Raw genomic sequence first — 19,889 nt, forward strand, 5'->3', positions numbered from 1 at the left:
GGCTTATTTGCCTCCGGTCCGGGCGGGAACGGGGGCTCCCGTGGTGATCAGCGAGTGGTATTCGACCTCATCCTTGGTCAGCTCCATGTAGGCCTCCTCAAGGCTGGCCTGGAGCGGGGTGAGTTCATAGATCATGACGTGGTTGTCCAGGGCTGCACGGGCGATCTGGCGCGGGTCCAGGCCCTTGACCTCCAATAGTTCGTGGTCCTGGGCCTCCACCGAAACTCCCGCTCCGGCAAGGAGGTGCATCAGCTGGTCCGGTTCATCGGTGCGGACGCGGGTGCGGACCGCGCCTTTTCCGGTGATGATGTCCTTGATGGGGGCGTCCGCGATGATTTTTCCGCGGCCGATGACGATCAGGTGGTCCGCCGTGACGGCCATTTCGCTCATGAGGTGGCTGGACAGGAAGACAGTCCGCCCTTCCGAGGCCAGGTACTTCACCAGGTTGCGGACCCACACCACGCCCTCCGGGTCCAGCCCGTTGACCGGCTCATCCAAAATGACTGTCTGGGGATCCCCGAGCAGTGCCGCGGCAATGCCCAACCGCTGGCCCATGCCGAGCGAGAAGCCCTTGACCTTCTTTTTGGCGACGTCGGCCAGGCCGGTCATTTCGATGACCTCGTTGACGCGCTTCTTGGGAATGCTGTGGGTGGCGGCCATGGCCAGGAGGTGGTTGTAGGCTGAACGGCCGGTGTGGACGGCTTTGGCGTCCAGCAGTGCGCCCACTTCACGCAGGGGGGCTGCATGCTTGGCGAACGGAACTCCGTTGACCGTGACCGAGCCCGACGTCGGGGCGTCCAGCCCCATGATCATCCTCATCGTGGTGGATTTGCCGGCTCCGTTGGGACCCAGGAAGCCGGTGACCCGGCCCGCCTGGACCGTGAAATCCACGCCGCCCACTGCGGTCTTGTCACCGTAGACCTTGGACAGGCTTCTTGCTTCAATCATGGAAGCGTTCCTTTGCGTAGCTGTGGATGCTGTGACGGCTTCTGCTGGCCGCAGATCCGTTCGTACCTCCCACGCTACAGACGCAAGCCTCCCGTTTCGCCGGTCTCAGGGATGATTCAGGGTGGAATCAGGGTAGTCCCAAGGGATGACTGCGAGGCTGTGCTGGCTGCCGGGCGCGAAGCCTGCGCCGGCCTCCTACGCCGGCTTCGGGGTGTAATAGGTGAGCGCCCCCGGCAGCACCGAGAATTCGACGCGGCGGACGCCCGGCAGGGCTTCCCCGTCCACGGCCAGCGCCATGGGGGACTCCGCCGCTTCCACGGTCACTTTCGTGGATTCGCTCAGATGCGTGATCTTGGACGTGGCCACCGTGCCCGTCAGCACGGACCACAGCAGCCGGATCCGTGCGAAGGATTCGTCGGCAGTGATCATCCGGAAGTCCAGGACGCCGTCGTCCATCACCGGGCGCACCAGCGGGGCATGGTCGCGGGGGTAGTAACGGCCGCGGCCAACGTAGAGGATCCACAGCTTGTGCCGGACGCCGTTCACGATCATGGTGGTGGGCGTTCCGGCGGCAAAGGTCCGGAACATGGCCGCGACTCCGGCGAGCGGTTTGCCGAGGGCGGGCCGGAGCTGTTCCCGGCGTCGGACCAGATTGGGGTAGAGGCCGATGCTCGCTGTGTTAAGCATGGTCCGTTCCAGCTTTTCCGGGCTTCCGGCGAGCCCCCGCTCCACCCGCACGTGCCCCACATCCGCCCGGGCCGCCTCGCCGGCGGACGCCGCCTCCACGGCATCCTCGAGGCTGGACGTTCCGGCGTCGCGGGCGAAGTGGTTCAGCGTGCCGCCGGGCAGCACAAGCAGCGGCAGGGCAAGTTCGACGGCGACCGCCGCCGCGGTGCCTACCGTTCCGTCCCCGCCCCAGACGCCGAGCGCCTTCACTCCCGGCCGGGCAGCGGCCGCCCTGATTTCTGCGGCGACGTCACCGTCCTCGTCAATCTCCTGTATATACGCTAACGGGAATACATCCTGCAACGCCTTGATGGTCTCAGGCGCATAGGAGCCGCCCAATGTGTTGACAGCTATGCTGAGCCCCTCGCCGCCGGGCAGCGGTGCTGCCTGGGTGGCGGTGCGGGTGGTCGCCGGGAAGGGCGGCCGGACAGGCCACCACCTGCGGGTGATCATGGCTGCGCCAGCTCCTATGGCGGACCCGAACAGTACATCCGAGGGCCAGTGTGCGCCGGTATGCACGCGGGAGTAGGCAACGCCGGCGGCCAGCGGCGCCAGCGCGGCGCCAATGGCAGGCTGGACCAGCCCTACGCCCACCGCAAAGGCGGCTGCGGACGCCGAATGACCTGAAGGCATCGACGAGCTGGTGGGTTGCGGGTTGACGAACCGGAACACGGGAAGATGCTCCGGCAGCGGTCTGGCCCGCGGAAGGAGGGTTTTGAACACCACATTGGTGACCGCCGATGCGACCCCCTGGGCAATCAGCCCGTGCAGTGCCGCGCGCCGGGGCTTGCCGGGAACGAGGGCCAGTCCGCCGGCCACAGCGAACCACAGCTTTCCATGGTTCGCAGCCGCAGAGAGCCGGCGGAACAGGACATCATGGTTTCCGCCGGGCAGGTTGGACACGGCTTTGAGTAGGGTCCGGTCCAGCCCTGCCACCAGGCCCGGGCCTTTCCTCAGCATCCTTCGCATTTCCCCACCCTACCGCCGCGCCGGCGGATGCCGGGGTTGGCTGCGGCCGCTGCTACTCGTTGCGCAGCGGCGCCCCGGGCAGCGGCTTGGCCGCTCCGGCGAGGAGGAGCGCCACCAGGATGGGCACCATGATCGCGAGCAGGGCCAGGTGGATTCCGGTCAGGTCGCCGAGGTAGCCCAGGAGCGGCGGTCCAGCCAGGAAAGAGATGTAGCCCAGCGTGGAGACCACCGAGACACGGGCCGCAGCTTTCTTGGGATCGTCGGCCGCGGCGGACATTCCCATCGGGAAGGCCAGTGCCGCGCCGATTCCCCAGAGCGCGGCCCCGGCGGTGGCGAGCCACACATTGCCCGCCAGCACAAAGAGGCCAAGGCCCGCGGCGGCCGCCCCCATGCTGGCGCGCAGCACGGCAACCCGGCCGTACTTGTCAATGACGAAACCGCCGCAGAACCGCATGGCCGTCATGGCCAGGACAAAGACCGCAAACATGAGCGCTCCGGTGGATTCGCTGGTCCCCAGGCCGTCAACGGAGGCTTTGGCGATCCAGTCGTTTCCAGCACCTTCAGTCAGGGTGGCGCCGAGGACCACCACCCCGATCAGCAGCGTGCGGCTGTCCCGCCACGCGGATGCGCCCTTCGGCGCAGCGGCTTCACCGCTGGAAGGGACCTCTGCGGCAATGTGCGGCAGGAAGTAGCGGGGCGCCACCATGGTCAACACGGCCACGACGGCGGCAATGACCAGCAGGTGGGCAGGCAGTCCCACATCCAGGCCGGAGAGGCCGGCACCGATCAGGGCGCCCACGAAGGCGCCGCCGCTGAAAGCCGCGTGGAACTGCGGCATGATGGTGCGCTTAAGCCGGTGTTCGACGTCGGCCCCTTCGATGTTCTGCGAGACGTCCCACAGGCCGATGCCAATGCCAAAGAAGAACAGTGCAACGGCGATCCCGGTCACTGACTCGGCCGTGAGGGAGAGGGCGATGCCCACCCCGGCCACCGCAGCCAGGAGTCCGCTGGCCCGGACCGTGTTGGCGGTTCCGATCCGTCCCACCACCCACCCGGCAGTGGGGAGTGCGATCAGCGATCCCACGGCCGTGCAAAGGAGCAGCGTTCCCATCTGTCCGGAGGTCACATGCAGGATTTCGGTGACGGCGGGGATGCGGGCGGCCCAGCTGGCAAACACCAGGCCGTTAATCCCGAAGATCAGGAACGTGGCGGCTGCCGCGGCGTTCAGCTTCTGTGTGGACACGGCGATGCTCATACATTCACTACTTTCACTGAGTATTTTCCAAGTTGTGTGAGTTCCTGCGGGCTGAAGGACCTGTCGGTGACGATGACGTCCACGGCGTCCAGACCAGCCACCAGTGCAACGGCGGCGGCGTTCCATTTGGATCCCGCGCAGGCGGCAATGACCCGGCTGGCGGATTCCAGGCCGGCGCGCTTGACGGCGGCGTCGTCGAGGTCGTGCGCCAGCAGTCCGTCCTTGAGGTTCACGGCGCAGGGCGTCACCACGGCGGTGTCAAAGCGGAGGGAGCGGATGTTGGCCTCGGCCAGCGGCCCGCGAAAGCACAGCTCGCCAGGGATCAGGCTTCCGCCCGGCACCAGCAGGGCAGGCCGGTGCCCGGACTGGCCTTCCGCCGTCAACGCGTTGAGGGCTGGTAGCGACATGGGCATCAGCGTCAGTTCGCGTTGCCGCAGCTGGCGGGCGATCCCGGTGGCTGTGGTGCCGCTGTCGAGCCAGACGTGTTCGCGGTCCTGCAGCAGGCCTGCCACTCCGGCGGCGATCCGGGCCTTGGCGTCCTGCCCTTCCAGTTCCCGTTGCCCGTAGCCTGGAAGCTCGCCGCGGAGGACCAGGCTTTTGGCTCCGCCGTGCACCCGGCGGAGGACGCCGTGGACCGCGAGGGCATCGAGGTCGCGGCGGATAGTGGCGCTGGACGCTCCGCACTCAGCCTTCAGCTCGTCGACGGTCACCTCTTCACGGCTCCGCAGCAGGTCACCGATCAGCCGGTGCCGCTCTTCAGTCCTCATGTTCAAATGCTAGCCGAAAATGATCATTTAATCAGAATGGATGAGCGTATGGGCGGTGATGCCCATCAAACGCTCTCTCACGTCCGGCAACACTTCCTCAACGCTCTCTCACGTCCGGCCGGAAAGACACTGCGGTCGTATGGTTTTCTGAGACAGCTTGATGGGAGCTTCACTTCAGATGACCACGCCCAGAAGAAAATATGATGCCGCTTTCCGTGAGGAAGCAGTGCGGCTGGTTTTGTCCACGAACCGTTCGGTGAAGCAGGTCGCCGAAGAGATCGGGGTGAAGGAAAGCACGCTGGGGAACTGGCTTCACCGGCATCGGGAACGTCAACCAAACGCTCCTGTCCCGCCCGAGGACAGGGGCCCGGTTGCCTGGGAAGAGCACCAAAAGGCCTTGGCCGAAAACGCCAGGCTGAAGGCCGAGGTCGAGTTCCTGGGAAAAGTCAGCGCCTTCTTTGCCGCGAAGCAAAAGTAGAGGACTTCTACGAGTTCATCGAAGCGGAGAAGGCCAACCATTCGGTGGTGTGGCTGTGCCGGGCGTTGAAGGTTTCCCGGGCCTCGTTCTACCGGTGGCGCAACCCCGCCGGGCCCTCACCACGCGCGGTGCGGCATGAGGATCTGACCGCCGCGGTCACCAACCTCTACACGAAGGAGGAAGGCCGTGCCGGCCGGGACCAGCTGACCCTGCTGCTGAACGCCGCCGGGACCAAGGTCTCCGCCCCAACCGTTGGGGCCATCATGCGCGAGACCGGCCTGCGTGCCATCCGAACTCAGGCCTGGAAGCAGACCACGGTCCAGGACCAGCAGGCCAAGACCGCCCACATCGAGAACCACATGCTCGATGCCACGGGCAAACGCGACTTCACCTCCACCATGCCCGGGACCCGTCTGGTCGGCGATATCACCTACCTGCGCACCGGTGAGGGCTGGCTCTACCTGGCCACCGTCATCGATCTGTTCTCCGGCATGGTGATTGGCTGGGCCATGGCCGGACACATGCGTGCGAGCCTGTGCACCGCGGCCCTGCGGATGGCCCGGAACCACGGCCGCTTCGCCGAGAATTCTGTGGTCTTCCACTCCGACCGCGGCACCCAGTACACCTCTGACGAATTCCAGCAATGGTGCGGCACTAACGCGGTCACTCAGTCCATGGGCAAGGTCGGGGTGTGCTGGGACAACGCGGTCGCCGAGAACTTCTTCTCACACCTCAAAACCGAGTTCTACCACCACAAGCGCTTCGGTTCCAGGCTCGCCGCCCGGAGCGCTGTGATGGACTACATCGAGGGCTGGTACAACCGCCGGCGACCCAACCGCCGGGCCGGCGGCGCACCACCCGTAACAGCCCACACCGCTTACCAAAGCACCGTTCAGGAACCCCTGGCCGCCTAAACAACAACAACGAGAACTGTCTCAAAAACTTGACGAGCGCACACCAACGCTCTCTCATCAGTGAGAGAGCGTTGGCAAAAAGGGGGCATGAAGTGAGAGAGCGTCCGGGTTAGCGGGTGACCTCTTCCAGCAGCTCCAGCACATGGCGGTACTGCGCGCCCGTGGCCCGGGTCATGCCCAGTTCGCACGTCCGGTTGCACGAGGCGTGTGCGGCCGTGTCCATGTCCGCCACTTCCGCCGCCTGTTTCGCGGTGGCCGACGCCGTCAGTTCGGGATGCAGCATGCCGCGGTCCCCGGCGAACGCACAGCAGCCCCAGTTTTCGGGGACCTCAACCCGGTCGGCCACGGCACCGGCCACCGCACCCAGGGCATCGTTAAGCCCCATCCGGGTGGACGAGCAGGTGGGGTGGAGGGCCAGGGACTCCAGCTTCCCGTGGTCGGGCAGGCCGGGAAGGATCCGTTCGGCCACGAAGTCCACGGCGTCCACCATGCGCAGGGCGCGCTGCCCGGCCGCGGGTTCGTCCGACTCCACGGCCTGGCGCAGGCCTTCGGTGCAGGAGGATGCGTCGCAGACGATGGGCAGCTCGCCGTCCCGGGTTGCCAGCCGGAGGGCAGCCAGGGTCTTCTCGCGCATGGTCTTCCGGCCGGCGTCCATGCCCTTGGAGGACCAGGGGGTGCCGCAGCACAGGCCGTCGATGCCTTCCGGGACCAGGAGCGTGAGCCCGGCCCGGGCGCACAGCTGTTCGAAGCTGTACTGCACTCCGCGTCCCTCGCCGTCAGGGCCCCCGCCTGCGGGTCCGAACATGGTCCCCACGCAGGCCGGGAAGTAGACCGCGTCAACCTCGCCGGCCGGCGTCGGGCGCTTCCGTACGGAACCGCCGCCCGGCAGTTCAGCGGAATACAGCGGCACGGTGTCCTTCCCCAGCACGGCCCGCGCGGCCTTGTTGGGCGGTGCGATGGCGGCAGCCGGGAGCTTGTCCACTACCGTCAGCGCCAGGGCAGCACCGCGGGTGACGCCTTCCCAGTGCTTGGCCGCCGCATTCCAGACGCCGTTGGCGAGCGGGCCGGCGTCGTCCTTCCGCAGTTTCTTGACGAGCGAACCGGTGTTGATGTCCACCGGGCAGGCGGTCTGGCACATCCCGTCCACGGCGCAAGTGTCCACGGACTCGTATTCGTAGTCTTTTTCCAGCTCCCTGACCAGTGCCAGGTCCCCGGCCAACCGCGCGGATTCAATGGCGCGCAGCGTGACGATCCGCTGCCGCGGCGTCAGGGTGATGTCCTTGCTGGGGCACACCGGCTCGCAGTAGCCGCAGGAGACACAGCGGTCCACTTCCTCGTCCACCGGCGGCGCAGTCTTGATGTGCCGCAGGTGTGCCAGCGGGTCCTCGTCCATCAGAACGCCCGGGTTGAGCATCCCGGCAGGGTCGAAGAGCTGCTTGATGGTGCGCATGACGTCGTAGAGCTCATCGCCGTACTGCCGGCGGACGTACGGGGCCATGACGCGCCCGGTCCCGTGCTCGGCCTTGAGCGATCCGCCCTCGGCCAGCACCAGCTCCACCATGTCTTCGGTGAAGGCGCTGTAGCGGTCCAGTTCGGCCGCGGACGCGAAGCCGTCGGTGAGCATGAAGTGGACGTTGCCGTCCTTGGCATGGCCGAAGATCACGCTGTTGCCGTAGCTGTACTTGTCGAAGAGCCGGATCAGTTCCCGGCAGGTGCGGCCCAGCACCGGAACCGGGACCACAATGTCTTCCAGCAGCGCGGTGGTGCCCTGGGGGCGCGCGCCGGCAACCGAAGCGTAGAGGCCCTTGCGCAACTGCCAGAGCTGCCCGCGTTCCCGGGCATCGCCGGTGAACCGGGCGGGAGCAGAAAGTCCCAGCCCGGGGAGGATGCCTTCGCCGCTGCCCTGGAGCTCCGCCAGGGCGATGGCGCTGCCGGCGGAGTACTCCACCAGGAGGGCGGCATGCTCCCGGACCGCCAGGTCCTGCACGACGGCGGGCGTTCCCTTGAGGGTTTGGCCCACCTTGAGTGACAGTGCGTCCATCAGCTCAATGGTGGCTGCCCCCGTTTCGACGAGGGCGGGCAGGGCTGCGTTGGCGGCCTCGAGGTCCGGGAACACCAGCAGGCCCGCGGCAGCGTGCTGGAGCCGCGGGATGGTGCGGAAAACCGCCTCCGCCACGAAACCCAGGGTGCCTTCACTGCCGACGATCAGGTGGGCCATGATGTCCACCGGGGTCCGGAAGTCCAGCAGGGAGTTCAGCCCGTAGCCCATGGTGTTCTTCATCGAGAACTGCTGACGGATCCTGTGGACGGAGTCCGCGTTGTTCCGGACCCGTTCCGCCAGCCGGGCCAGTCCCTCGTAGAGTGCCGGTTCGAGGGCGCGGAGTTTCCGGTCGGCGTCCGGCGCTCCGGTGTCGATCACGGTGCCGGAGGGCAGCACCACGGTCAGGGACTCCAGTGTGCGGTAGGTGTTGTCCACGGTGCCGCAGTTCATGCCGGAGGAATTGTTGGCCACCACGCCGCCGATCGTGCACGCCGCCTCGCTGGCCGGATCCGGGCCGAACTTCCGGCCGTAGCGGGCGAGCCTCGCGTTGAGCGCCCGCACGGTGACGCCGGGCTGGACGCGGACCCGGGCGCCGTCGTCGAGCACTTCAATGTCCCGGAAGTTGCGCCGGACGTCCACCAGCACGCCGTCGGTGACCGCCTGGCCGCTCAGGCTGGTGCCGCCGGATCGGAAAGTCAGCGGCACGCCCTGGGCAGCGCTGGCGCGCAGCAGTCCGCCCACATCGGCAGCACTCCCGGCGGTGACCACGGCCTGCGGGATCAGCAGGAAATGAGAGGCGTCATGGGCGTTCGCGTGCAGGTCGATGGCCCGGGTCTTCACCTGGGCCGGATCCTTCACCGCCGCGCGGAGGCCAGCCATGTCCAGGGGCGCCATCAGGGGACCATCCAGCCCAGTACGGGGGTGGACTGCAGGAAGATCAGCACAGTAATCAACGCCAGCAGGCCCAGGCTCCAGCCGAGGAGCTTCCGGAAGAGGGTCCCCTCGGCGCCGTCCAGGCCCACCGCCGCGGAGGCAACGGCCAGGTTCTGCAGTGACAGCATCTTGCCCATCACGCCGGCGGAGGAGTTGGACGCGGCCATCAGTACCGGAGACAGGCCGGTCTGCGCCGCGGCCGTGGCCTGCATCTGGCCGAACAGCGAGTTGGAGGAGGTGTCAGAACCGGTCAGGGCCACGCCGATCCATCCGATCAGTGGTGAGAGTACTGCGAAAAAGCCGCCCGCGGAGGCCAGCGCAAAGCCCAGCGTGGTGGTCTGGCCGGACAGGTTCATCACGAAGGACAACCCCAGGACGGCAGTGACGGTGACGATGGTCCACCGCAGTTGGACGATGGTTTCCCGGTAGATCCGCAGGCCCTTTGAGGCAGAGATCTTGTACAGCACCATGGTGAGCAGACCGGAGAACAGGAGCAGGGTACCGGTCGCCTTGAGGTGGTCGAGCTTGAACTTTGTGGCCGCCACCGGTTTGCCGGCCGAATCAGTGATGTCCAGCCCGGGCCACGCGAACGTCACGCTGCCCACCTGTCCCAGCCAGGTCTTGACGAACGGGATCTGCGCCACCGAGAACACAGCGATGATGATCAGGTAGGGAGCGATCGCCATCCAGATCTGCCGTGGTTCAGGCCTTGAGTTGTCGGTGGGAACCGAAGGCCCTGAGGCGGCTGCAGGGTGTTCCGCGCCGGAACCTGCCGCGGGCGTGGCTGCGGAACCGCCCTCACGGGAGCCGGCAACGGCCCCGACGGCGGCGGCAGCGTGCGCGGCTTCCGGTGCGGCCTCCACGGCACCTCCCATTCCGACAGTTTCTTTCGGCTGCCAGACCTTGAGCATCAGCAGCACGGCGGCCACTGTCACGACGGCGGCCACAACATCCGTGAGTTCCACCGCGAAGTAGTTGGAGGTGACGAACTGGGCCGTGCCGAAAGCGACACCGGCCACCAGGGCCACGGGCCAGGTCTGCTTCACGCCGCGCCGTCCGTCGACGATGAAAACCAGCAACAGCGGCACAATGAGCGCAATGAACGGCGTCTGGCGTCCGGCCATCGACGAAAGGTCGTGCAGCGGCAGGCCGGTGACGCCATTAAGGGCGATGATCGGCGCCGCCATGGCGCCGAAGGCTACGGGAGCCGTGTTGGCCAACAGCGACACCACGGCCGACTTCAGCGGTTTCATGCCGGCGGCCATCAGCATGGCGGCGGAAATGGCCACCGGCGCGCCGAAGCCGGCCAGGGATTCCAGCAGGGCGCCAAAGCAGAAGGCGATCAGGATGGAAAGGATGCGGAGGTCGTTCGAGATGGAGCGGATGGTCCGTCCCAGCACTTCGAACCAGGGGGTGGCCACGGTGAGCCGGTAGATCCACAGCGCGTTGATCAGGATCCACAGGATCGGGAAGAGTCCGTAGAAGATGCCGGCCGCGGTGGCGCTCAGGGCCTGGTTGACGGGCATCCGCCAGCCTACGATGGCCAGCACGAGGGAGAGGGCGAGGCTGGCGAGGGCCGCCTTGGGTGCCTTGACCTTGAAGACGCCCAGGAGGACGAAGAGCTGGACGAGGGGAAGTGCCGCACATAGGGCTGAAATGACTAGGGACCCCGCAATGGGGTCGAGGATCTGCTGAAACATGTGTCTCCAGATTGTGTTAGGCGTCACAACACCGTGGCGCCCTACGATTGTCTAACAAGTACACATGATGGTCAAGAGAGACTTGTTGACTTGTCTGGCAAGATGGAGGTAAATCAAGAAACCCTTGCGGGAATGGAGCTCCGGTGGCCGGCCGAATTGCAGCAGTCTCGATCGTGGACGCTATCGCCGCAGATCTACGGAGCCGGATCTTTGCCGGTGACCTCGGCTCCGGCCAGACCCTCACCGAGACAGAGGTCGCCTCGTCCTACGACGTGGCACGTCCCACGGCGAAGGCCTCGATCGAGAAGCTCGTCGCAGAGGGACTACTGGACCGCGGGACGCACAAGACCGCGCGCGTAGTGGACCTCGGCCCGGACTCCGTGCGGGACATCTACCTGGCCCGCGCATACTTGGAAAGCGAAGTGCTCCGCAGGCTCGCCCGTACCAGGGACGTCCCGGAGGCGGCCCTGCAGGCCAACCGCGACATCGCAGCGGTGCAGACAGGGGCCCCGCTCGACGTCGTCGAACCGGACATGCGGTTCCACACCAGCCTGATCGACGCCGTCGGCAACGAGCGCATCAGCAGGATGTACCGCTCGCTCGTGGGTGAGGTGCGACTGTGCATGGTCCGCATCCAGTCCCTGCGCCTCCTGGACACCGCACTGATCCAGGCCGAACACCAGAAAATCCTCGAACTCATCGAATCCGGCCAGGGGGACGCCGCGGCAGAGGTGCTCGACGAGCACCTCGGGCGCGCGCGGGAACGGCTGGTGGCCGCCATGGGAGGGACCGCCGGCCCGGAAGCCGGGGTACGCTCCGAACTGCTGCCGAAGTAACTGGCCCGCGCGATTTCCCGGACCGACTGACACGCCGGTTCAGCGGCGCGGTTCAGGCACCGTTCTAGCGGGCACCGTTCTAGCGGGCGCGTTCCACGCGCTTCTCATCCCAGACCGGTTCCGCGGATTCGTACACCTTGCCGTCGGAACCGAACACCAGGAAACGGTCGAAGGTCCGGGCGAACCAGCGGTCGTGCGTCACGGCCAGGACGGTTCCCTCGAAGTGGTCGATGGCACGCTCCAGGGCCTCGGCCGAGTGCAGGTCCAGGTTGTCCGTGGGCTCGTCGAGGAGCAGCAGGGTGGCCCCGGAGAGCTGCAGCAGCAGGATCTGGAACCGCGCCTGCTGCCCGCCGGACAGCGATTCGTACTTCTGCTCCGACTGGGAGGCCAGACCGTACCCGTCCAGGGCGCCCGCGGCTGCCTCGCGGCCAAGGCCGGAGCGGTGTTCGTCGCCGCGGTGCAGGATTTCCAGCAGGGTCTTGCCGAGCAGGTCGGGGCGGACGTGGGTCTGGGCGAAGAAGCCTGGACGGATGCGGGCGCCGAGCTTGACGATGCCTTCGTGCGGCACTTCGGCGATATCGACGTCGGACACCGGCAGGTGCTCCCGCTCGGGATCCGTTCCGCCCGTGGCGAGCAGGCGCAGGAAGTGGCTCTTGCCGGAGCCGTTGGAACCCAGCACACCGACGCGGTCCCCGAACCAGACCTCGGTGGAGAACGGCTTCATCAGCCCGGTCAGCTCCAGCTTCTCCGCCACGATGGCGCGCTTGGCGGTGCGGCCACCCTTGAGCCGCATCTGCACGTTCTGCTCGATCGGCAGCGCCTCGGGCGGACCGGCTTCCAGGAACTTCGCCAGCCGGGTCTGGGCGGCGTGGTACCGGTTGGCCATGTCCGAGCGGAACGCGGCTTTGTTCTTGTACATGTTGACGAGTTCCTTGAGCTTCACGTGCTCCTCGTCCCAGCGCTTCCGGAGCTCCTCGAAGCGGGCGTTACGGTCCGCGCGGGCGTCCACGTAGGAGCCGAAGCCGCCGCCGTGGATCCACGCGCCGGCGCCGTTGATGCCCGGCTCCAGGGTCACGATGCGGCCCGCTGCGTTGTTCAGCAGTTCCCGGTCGTGGCTGATGAAGAACACGGTCTTCTTGGACTCGTTGAGCTTGGCCTCGAGCCAGCGCTTGCCCGGGACGTCGAGGTAGTTGTCCGGCTCATCGAGGAGCAGCAGTTCGTCGGGACCGGCGAAGAGCGCCTCCAGCACCAGCCTTTTCTGCTCGCCGCCGGAGAGGCTGGACGCCGGGCGGTGCTGCGCGCGGTCAAACGGAAGTCCCAGCGCGGCCATGCAGACCTCGTCCCAGACCGTCTCGACGTCGTAGCCGCCGGCGTCCCCCCAGTCCACGATGGCCTGGGCGTACTGCATCTGGGTGGGCTCGTCGTCGTGCTCCATCATGGCGAGTTCGGCGTCGTCGACGGCGCGCGCGGCAGCGGCCAGCGCGGGCGGGGCGGCGGACACCAGTAGGTCGCGGACGGTGGAGTCGTCGCGGACCTGGCCCACGAACTGGCGCATGATGCCCATGTTGCCGGACCGGCCGATCACGCCTTCATCCGGCACAAGGTCGCCGGAAATGATCCGGAACAGGGTGGTCTTGCCGGTTCCGTTGGGCCCGATCAACGCCGTCTTGGTGCCGTCCGGGACCTTGAAGGTGACCCCGTTGAGCAGCTGGGTGCCGTCGGAGAGGAAGTAGTCGATGCCGGAAACGTCAATATGAGCCACGCCTTCAATCTTCCCACGGCAGCACCCTCTGAGTTTTGAGGGGAGGACGGGTCATCCCGCCGAGGTCAGGAACTCCTTGAGCAACGGACCGGAGGTTGTGGCGCCCAGGCCGCCCTCTTCAACGAAGACGGCAACGGCGAGGTCTCCGTGCACGGCCACGATCCAGGCGTGCGTCTTGGGCGGATTCTCGTTGCCGAATTCGGCGGTGCCCGTCTTCGCTCCCACCGGTTCCCCCGGCACGGATGCCAGGAATCCTGCGTGGCCCGAGGTGACTACGGCCCGCATCATGTCGGCCAGGGCCGCTGCTTCCGCCGCCGTAACCGGCTTCTCGGCGGCTTTTGCGGGTGCCGGCGCGGTGGAGGACAACGACGGCGACGTTCCGGCCGCCGTCGGGGTTCCGGAGCCCTCGGGGGCTGCCGCGCCGGATCCTGCGTCCGTTTTCAGGACAAGCGTGGGAGACACCGGGGATCCCTTGGCCACCGAACCGGCCATCACGGCCGCAGCAAGCGGGGAAAGCAGTACTTTGCCCTGCCCGATCATGGAGGCGGCATGCTCGGTACCGGCAGCTTCCCCGGGGACGGAACCCAGGAAGGCGTCGGCCCCCAGGCCGGGCGCCTCGACGGCGACCCCGAGGGAGGTGGCCGCGGATTCAAGCTGGGCCTGGCTGACGGAGTCGCGGGCGGCGATGAAGGCGGTGTTGCAGGAGTGCGCAAACGCGTCCCGCAGGGTGACAGACCCCAGGGAGCCTTCCGGATAGCCCTCGGCGTTCTTGAACGTGCGGCCGTCCACCGTGAGCGTCGGCGTGCATTCAACCTTGGAATCCGGGGTCATTCCGTTGCGGATCATGGCTAGTGAATCCACCACCTTGAATGTTGAACCCGGAGCGTACTGTCCCAGCATGGCGGTGTTGTACCCGTTGCTGCCCGGTCCCGAAGCTGCGGCCAGGACCGCACCGCTGGAGGGACGGAGGGCAACGATGGCGGACGCCGGGCCAACATCGGCCAGGACATCCTCGGCGAGCTGTTGCAGCCTGGGGTCCAGCGTGGTTTTCACCGGGGTACCCGGTTCCATCCCGACCTCGAACAGGGTCCGGCGGCCCTCGTTGGGCAATGCCTGCTTCTCCTCAGCTGTCAGTCCTGCCTTTTCGGCAAAAACCTGGATTCCGTCCGTTCCGCGGAGCTGGGCGTCGTACTGCTGCTGAAGCCCGCCGGTACCTGTCGTGTCGCCGGCTTTGAGCGCTCCGCCGGATTTTTCGATCTGTTCGGCGTTGGCCTCGGCGGCGGTGCCCAGGAGGGCGCGCGCGAAGGTGCGTGTAGGCGCCAGCGGCAGGACTCCGGCGATGGACCTGGCGCCGGGGATCCGGGCGATCTGCTCGTCCGTGATGGTCCGGCCGTCCTGGCGCAGGGTGATGGCGGTGACGAACGCCTCGGGGCCGGCCGACTGGACCTGCTGCGTGTAGGCGGCGGGATCCACTCCTACCAGCTGGGCTAGTTGGGCGGCCGACGCGGCAGGGTCGGCGGAACCCAGCTTGGGCTTGTCTATGCCAACGTCCACCACCGGACGGTACGTGACGAGTTTCGCGTCGCCGGCTCCCAGGATGTCTGCACGCTGAGGCGACTGGGTGGCTGCACCGAGGACTTCGCCGTCGGCCAGTTCAGGGGCCAGCAGGGCAGGTTTCCACACGGTCAGCCATTTGTCGCCGGATTTCTTCAGGTCGGCGGAGGCCGTGTACTTCCACTCGCCGGAGCCGATCTTCCAGCTGTAGTTCAGCGGGACCGTGGCGGTGTCCTTCTCCAACGTCAATTCTCCGGCCTCGACAGCCGGTTTGGCGGGATCGAGCCCTTGGAAGACTTCTTTCAGGCGCTCGTTTGCTGCTGCGGCGTCGGTACCTTCAAAGGCGACCGAGCCGACGTCAAGGGCGGCCACGGCCGATGCGAGCTGCTTCGCTGCGTCCTGCGCGCCGGCCCGGCCGTCATCGCAGGCCACCAGCGATCCACCGATAATGAGTCCGACAAGAGCAAGCGAAAGTTTCTGAAAGTTCCCCATCGCGCCATTATGCCCGCAAGCACGGACAAAGTTCTTGTCACATGGACCCTGCTGGAAGACACCTGCCCGGCGGCTACAGGGCGCCGGCCGCGATGCCGGGTCACACGGGGCGGATCACACGGGCCGGGTCACACGGGCCGGATGATCCGGCGCTGCGTTGCCGCGGAGATCGCCGCCGTGCGGTTGTCCACGCCGAGTTTCCCGTAAATATGCACCAGGTGGGTCTTGACGGTGGCCTCGGAAATGAACAGCTGCCTGGCGATGGCGCGGTTCGTCAGTCCGGTGGCCAGGAGCTGCAGCAGTTGGATTTCCCGTGCGGACAGCGCCGGTTCGGGGTTCCGGATCCTGCCCATCAGCCGGGCGGCCACTTCGGGGGCCAGCGCCGTCCTGCCTGCTGCGGCGGAAAGGACGGCCTGGCGGATGTGCTCAGGCGGCGCATCCTTGAGCATGTAGCCGCTGGCGCCGGCTTCGACGGCGGCGAGGATGTCGGCGTCGGAATCGTAGGTGGTCAGAATCAGCACCGGCGGGGCGGGAGTTCCCGCCTCGCCGGCCTTGATTTTCTGCGTGGCCGTGACGCCGTCCATACCTGCTCCCATTTGCAGGTCCATCAGGACCACGTCCACGGGCTCGCCCAGCGCGCGGAACCTGGCGAGCTGGGCCAGTGCGGCGGCACCGTCGCCGGATTCGGCCGCCACGGTGATGCCCTCGAAGTCGGCCAGCATGGCCCGGAGGCCGGCGCGGACCACGGGGTGGTCGTCCACCAGAAGGATCCGGATTCCGCTCATGCCCTCAACCCGCTTGCCGGCTTCCCGGCCGCCGCACTGTCCACCAGCGGGAGCCGGATGGCCACCACCGTTCCCTCACCCGGGGCCGATTCGATGTCCAGCGTTCCGGCCAGGGCCGTCACGCGTTCCCAGAGGGACCGGAGGCCGTACCCGGAACCGTCTCGTGGCTGTGGCTGATCTCCGCCGGCCGGCGGCGGCGGGCGGAAGCCCACGCCGTCGTCGTAAATGTCCATGGCCACTTCGGTCCCCATAAAGGACAGGGTCACGACGGCGTTGCGTGCCTTCGCGTGCACCCAGACGTTGGCGAGGCTCGCCTGGGCGGCACGCAGGAGCGTGGTGGAGTACGGAGTGGATAGCTCAACGGGGGTGCCTTCGAGGTCGAAGCGGCACCGAAAGCCGGCCCCGCGTGCCGCCGCCTCGGCCTCCGTCTTTTCACAGAGCCGGCGGAGGCTGCCCACCAGGGACATCTGCTCGAGCGCCGGCGACTGCAGGCCGCGGACAAAGTTCCGCGCCTCGGCGAGGTTGGCGGACGCAGTTTCCTGCACAGTCCGGAACCGCTCGCGCGCCGTGGCCGTGTCGCCGTCGTCGAGCGCTTTTTCAGCTGAGCGGCTCATCAGCACGATGCTGGAGAAGCCCTGGGCCAGGGTGTCGTGTATTTCGCGGGCCAGCCGTGCCCGCTCGGTCAGCGTTCCGGCGTCGTGCTGGCTGCGGGCCAGTTCCCCGCGCGTCCGGCGCAATTCCTCTGCCGCGAGGCGCTGGTTCTCCGCCTCGAGGTACAGCGCCCGGTACGCGAGGCCGGTGATCACGGCGAAGGCTGCTCCGAAGACCGGGCCCAGCACCATCGGCATCTCCAGCGCCGGCCCGGCAGCACCCCGGTTGTGGAACCAGAGCGCAACGACAACCAGCACCGTGGATGCCGCAATGACCGGCAGGGCCACGTGTTTCGGCAGCACGTGCAGCTGCAGGAAGAAGAGCGGGAAGGCCAGCCAGACGAAGTCCGCGCTGAACCAGATCAGCACCAGCCACAGGACCGAGACCGCACCAAGCCACCACCCCGCATAAGGGTGCGGATCGAATCGCTTCGTATCCGTGGAGTGGCGTTTCTCCAGCACGGTGCCGATGAAGTAGACGGCTGCGAGCAGCAGGGCGGGGATGAAGGCCAGCCAGCCGGAAAGCCCCGGGCCGGACATCAGGACGCGCGCCGTGGCCACCAGCAGCAGAACGGCGAAGCCCACGTGGAGGCTGACCCTCAGCAGCCGCAGGATAATCCCGGAACCGCTGGATTCACCAGGTATCAAAACTTGCCTCGCATCAATCCAGCGTATCCTTCGGGGCCCGGGTTTCCCGGCGAAACGGGGCAGTGCCGCCGGAGATCAACCTTTCGGTTGATACGCGGCTCCATCACGTGCCTCCTGCTGACCAACCGGCCTGCCGATGTGCACTGCCGCACGCGGCGGAAGAGTGGAACCAGCAGTCCACACCGCCACGAAAGGAACCCCTTGTTTCTCGCCCTTCGAGATCTCCGCTTTGCCAAAGGACGCTTTGCCCTGATGGCAGCCGTCATCGCCCTGATCACCCTGTTGCTCGTGATGCTCTCGGGCCTGACCGCCGGCTTGGGAAACCAGTCGACGTCGGCGATCGCCGCGCTGCGCGCCGACCAGATCGTGTTCGGCGCCCCCGACGGCACTCCGGCCAAGGCATCCTTCACCGAGTCGGAAGTCAGCCGGGACCAGCTTGCTGCCTGGTCCGGACAGGACGGTGTTTCGGGCGTGGAGGCGCTCGGCATCAGCCAGGCCCGCGCGCAGGCTGTCGGTGCCGCCGGCGCCCCCGGCGGCACCGCAAACGTGGCTGTCTTTGGAACCGGCAACGGACTGTCCGGGGACCGGCCAGTTCTGCCTGATTCTCCAGGGGACGGAACTGTTGTGGTGGGCGAAACCCTCGCTGCAGACCTTAACCTCAGCCCCGGCAGCCTTCTGTCAGTGGGCGGACTGGAACTCGCCGTCGCGGACATCGTCCCGGACGAGTGGTATTCACATACGGGCGTGATCTGGACGTCGCTGAATGACTGGCGGCAATTGGCCCGGGCAAACAGCGGCTCCCTCGGCACCGTGCTGGCCGTGACGTTCGACGCCGGCGCCCGGGTTGACGTGGAGGCCGCCAATGCAGCGGCCGGAACAGTCAGCGCCAGCCGGCAAGGTTCGTTCCAGGCGCTGGGGTCATACAAAAGCGAGAACGGCTCGCTGGTCCTGATGCAAGCGTTCCTGTACGGCATCTCGGCCCTGGTGATCGTGGCGTTCCTGACGGTGTGGACTGTTCAGCGGACCCGGGACATTGCCGTGGTCAAGGCGATGGGCGGCTCACCGGGTTATGTGCTCCGGGATGCGCTGGCGCAGGCCGGCATGGTGTTGGCGGCAGGGACGGTCGCCGGCGGCGGGGCAGGACTGCTGGGCGGGCTTCTTGCGGCCCAGGCTGCCCCCTTCCTGGTCACGCCGGCCACCACCCTTGTGCCGGTCGCAGGAATCCTGCTCCTGGGCCTCGGCGGAGCCGCGGTGGCAGTCCGCGGCGTTACCCGGGTTAACCCGCTGCTCGCCCTCGGCGGCAACTGATTTCTCCCACCACAGCTATATTCCTCGAAAGGAATATTCATTGGATACCCCGCTCAACCTCGTCAACGTCACGCTCGAGTACCCGGACGGAGACTCCGCCCTCAAGGCGCTGGACCAGGTAAGCCTTGCCCTTGGCGCAGGGGACTTCCTCGCCCTGGTAGGGCCCTCAGGCTCCGGAAAGTCCTCCGTGCTGGCAGTCTCCGCTGCGCTGCTCCGCCCCACATCGGGCACTGTGACAATCGATGGCCAGGAGGTCACGGACCTGCGGGACGCCGAGCTAACCTCCCTGCGCAGGGAGAAGATCGGCATCATTTTCCAGCAACCCAATCTCCTGCCGTCGTTGACTGCGGCCGAACAGCTCCTGCTGGCGGACCACCTGCGCGGGAAGCCGCTGCCGGCCGCCCGCAAGCGCGCGGCCGAACTCCTGGACGTGGTCGGACTCGGGACGGTCCGGGACAAGCGCCCTCACCAGTTGTCGGGCGGACAGCGGCAGCGCGTCAACATTGCACGGGCACTGATGGGCCGGCCCAAGGTACTGCTCGTGGACGAACCGACTGCGGCGCTGGACCACGAGCGGAGTGCCGGGATTGTCCGGCTCCTGCGCGAGGTCACCGACGAATTCAACGTGGCCACGGTGATGGTCACGCACGACACCGAGTACGTGTCGCTGACGGATGCCGTGGCCACCATGCGGGATGGGCGAATTTCCGCCCTTCAGCCCTCCGGCAGCGTCCCCTCACGGGCTTCGTCGTAGGCATCCCTGGCGTGCAGGATCGTGGGGACGTTGGACTCGGCCCATTTCCGGAGGACGGCGAGGGGGCCGAGCAGTGACCGCCCCAGGTCGCTCAGCTGGTAATCGACCCGCGGCGGGACCTGGGCGAACACGGTCCGGGTCACCAGCCCGTCCCTTTCCAGCGCCCTCAGTGTCTGGGTCAGCACCTTGGGCGTGATCACATGGACATGCTTGCGTAATTCGGAGAAGCGGACGGGTCCATCGGCCAGCACCTGGACCACCAGCGACGCCCATTTGTCGCCGATTCTCTGGAAAACCACCCTGGACGGGCACCGCGGATCCATGATGTCTGCACCGGGCCTGGCGTCGGTCGTAATGGTATCCATTCAG

General features: G+C 67.0%; 15 protein-coding genes. 4 read left to right on the top strand and 11 right to left on the bottom strand.

Features of this window, described 5'->3' with window-relative positions:
• Nucleotides 1-3: 3 nt before the first annotated feature.
• The 4 genes from AC1MDG_RS21310 to AC1MDG_RS21325 all read right to left on the bottom strand — a co-directional run bounded on the left by AC1MDG_RS21310 (nt 4) and on the right by AC1MDG_RS21325 (nt 4,665).
• Complete coding sequence (locus AC1MDG_RS21310; protein ID WP_479806716.1) at nt 4-948, bottom strand: ABC transporter ATP-binding protein; 945 nt, start codon at nt 946-948, stop codon at nt 4-6.
• Nucleotides 949-1,143: 195 nt separating this feature from the next.
• On the bottom strand, nt 1,144-2,643 hold the full coding sequence (locus AC1MDG_RS21315) for a phosphatase PAP2 family protein (protein WP_479806718.1): 1,500 nt from the start codon (nt 2,641-2,643) through the stop codon (nt 1,144-1,146).
• 52 nt (nt 2,644-2,695) lie between these two features.
• On the bottom strand, nt 2,696-3,898 hold the full coding sequence (locus AC1MDG_RS21320; RefSeq protein ID WP_479806720.1) for an MFS transporter: 1,203 nt from the start codon (nt 3,896-3,898) through the stop codon (nt 2,696-2,698).
• Nucleotides 3,895-4,665 carry a DeoR/GlpR family DNA-binding transcription regulator gene (locus AC1MDG_RS21325; RefSeq protein WP_479806721.1) on the bottom strand — a complete coding sequence of 257 codons (771 nt, stop codon included), beginning with the start codon at nt 4,663-4,665 and terminating at the stop codon, nt 3,895-3,897. Before AC1MDG_RS21325 ends, AC1MDG_RS21320 begins: the two co-directional genes overlap by 4 nt.
• Before the next feature lie 178 nt (nt 4,666-4,843).
• On the opposite strand from AC1MDG_RS21325, the gene AC1MDG_RS21330 reads away from it, so the two are divergent.
• Nucleotides 4,844-6,057, top strand: a protein-coding gene (locus AC1MDG_RS21330; protein WP_479805279.1) for an IS3 family transposase whose coding sequence is annotated in 2 segments (ribosomal slippage) — nt 4,844-5,105 and nt 5,105-6,057 — 1,215 coding nt in all. Because the reading frame shifts where the segments join, the coding sequence is not laid out codon by codon here.
• Between the two features lie 109 nt (nt 6,058-6,166).
• On the opposite strand, the gene AC1MDG_RS21335 is transcribed toward AC1MDG_RS21330, so the two are convergent.
• Together AC1MDG_RS21335 and AC1MDG_RS21340 are read right to left on the bottom strand one after the other, a co-directional pair.
• Nucleotides 6,167-8,992 carry an FAD-binding and (Fe-S)-binding domain-containing protein gene (locus tag AC1MDG_RS21335; RefSeq protein ID WP_479806722.1) on the bottom strand — a complete coding sequence of 942 codons (2,826 nt, stop codon included), beginning with the start codon at nt 8,990-8,992 and terminating at the stop codon, nt 6,167-6,169.
• Nucleotides 8,992-10,731 (bottom strand): L-lactate permease, encoded by a 1,740-nt coding sequence (locus tag AC1MDG_RS21340; protein WP_479806723.1) that lies wholly within the window; start codon nt 10,729-10,731, stop codon nt 8,992-8,994. The genes AC1MDG_RS21335 and AC1MDG_RS21340 overlap by 1 nt, the downstream gene beginning before the upstream one ends.
• Nucleotides 10,732-10,874: 143 nt before the next feature.
• Between AC1MDG_RS21340 and AC1MDG_RS21345 the strand changes: the two genes are divergently transcribed.
• The gene (locus AC1MDG_RS21345; RefSeq protein ID WP_479806724.1) at nt 10,875-11,567 is read left to right on the top strand and encodes a GntR family transcriptional regulator; all 693 of its coding nucleotides are present in this window, start codon (nt 10,875-10,877) and stop codon (nt 11,565-11,567) included.
• 79 nt (nt 11,568-11,646) lie between these two features.
• Here the strand turns inward: AC1MDG_RS21345 and AC1MDG_RS21350 are convergent, their stop codons facing one another.
• From AC1MDG_RS21350 to AC1MDG_RS21365, 4 genes are all read right to left on the bottom strand, one after another.
• Nucleotides 11,647-13,329, bottom strand: a complete 1,683-nt coding sequence (locus tag AC1MDG_RS21350) for an ABC-F family ATP-binding cassette domain-containing protein (RefSeq protein ID WP_479806725.1) — start codon at nt 13,327-13,329, stop codon at nt 11,647-11,649.
• Nucleotides 13,330-13,380: 51 nt separating this feature from the next.
• Nucleotides 13,381-15,375 carry a penicillin-binding transpeptidase domain-containing protein gene (locus tag AC1MDG_RS21355; protein WP_479806726.1) on the bottom strand — a complete coding sequence of 665 codons (1,995 nt, stop codon included), beginning with the start codon at nt 15,373-15,375 and terminating at the stop codon, nt 13,381-13,383.
• 128 nt (nt 15,376-15,503) lie between these two features.
• Nucleotides 15,504-16,160, bottom strand: coding sequence for a response regulator (locus AC1MDG_RS21360; protein WP_479806727.1), 657 nt, complete (start codon nt 16,158-16,160; stop codon nt 15,504-15,506).
• Nucleotides 16,157-17,458 (bottom strand): sensor histidine kinase, encoded by a 1,302-nt coding sequence (locus tag AC1MDG_RS21365; RefSeq protein WP_479806728.1) that lies wholly within the window; start codon nt 17,456-17,458, stop codon nt 16,157-16,159. Before AC1MDG_RS21365 ends, AC1MDG_RS21360 begins: the two co-directional genes overlap by 4 nt.
• Before the next feature lie 201 nt (nt 17,459-17,659).
• On the opposite strand from AC1MDG_RS21365, the gene AC1MDG_RS21370 reads away from it, so the two are divergent.
• Both AC1MDG_RS21370 and AC1MDG_RS21375 read left to right on the top strand, forming a co-directional pair.
• Nucleotides 17,660-18,766 carry an FtsX-like permease family protein gene (locus AC1MDG_RS21370; protein WP_479806729.1) on the top strand — a complete coding sequence of 369 codons (1,107 nt, stop codon included), beginning with the start codon at nt 17,660-17,662 and terminating at the stop codon, nt 18,764-18,766.
• A 40-nt stretch (nt 18,767-18,806) separates the two neighbouring features.
• Nucleotides 18,807-19,520 (top strand): ABC transporter ATP-binding protein, encoded by a 714-nt coding sequence (locus tag AC1MDG_RS21375; RefSeq protein ID WP_479806730.1) that lies wholly within the window; start codon nt 18,807-18,809, stop codon nt 19,518-19,520.
• Here AC1MDG_RS21375 and AC1MDG_RS21380 read toward each other — a convergent pair.
• Nucleotides 19,481-19,885: a winged helix-turn-helix transcriptional regulator gene (locus tag AC1MDG_RS21380; protein ID WP_479806731.1), complete on the bottom strand. Its 405-nt coding sequence runs from the start codon at nt 19,883-19,885 to the stop codon at nt 19,481-19,483. The genes AC1MDG_RS21375 and AC1MDG_RS21380 overlap by 40 nt on opposite strands.
• Between the last annotated feature and the right edge of the window lie 4 nt (nt 19,886-19,889).

Source organism: Arthrobacter sp. AIWTK1 (assembly GCF_056680535.1).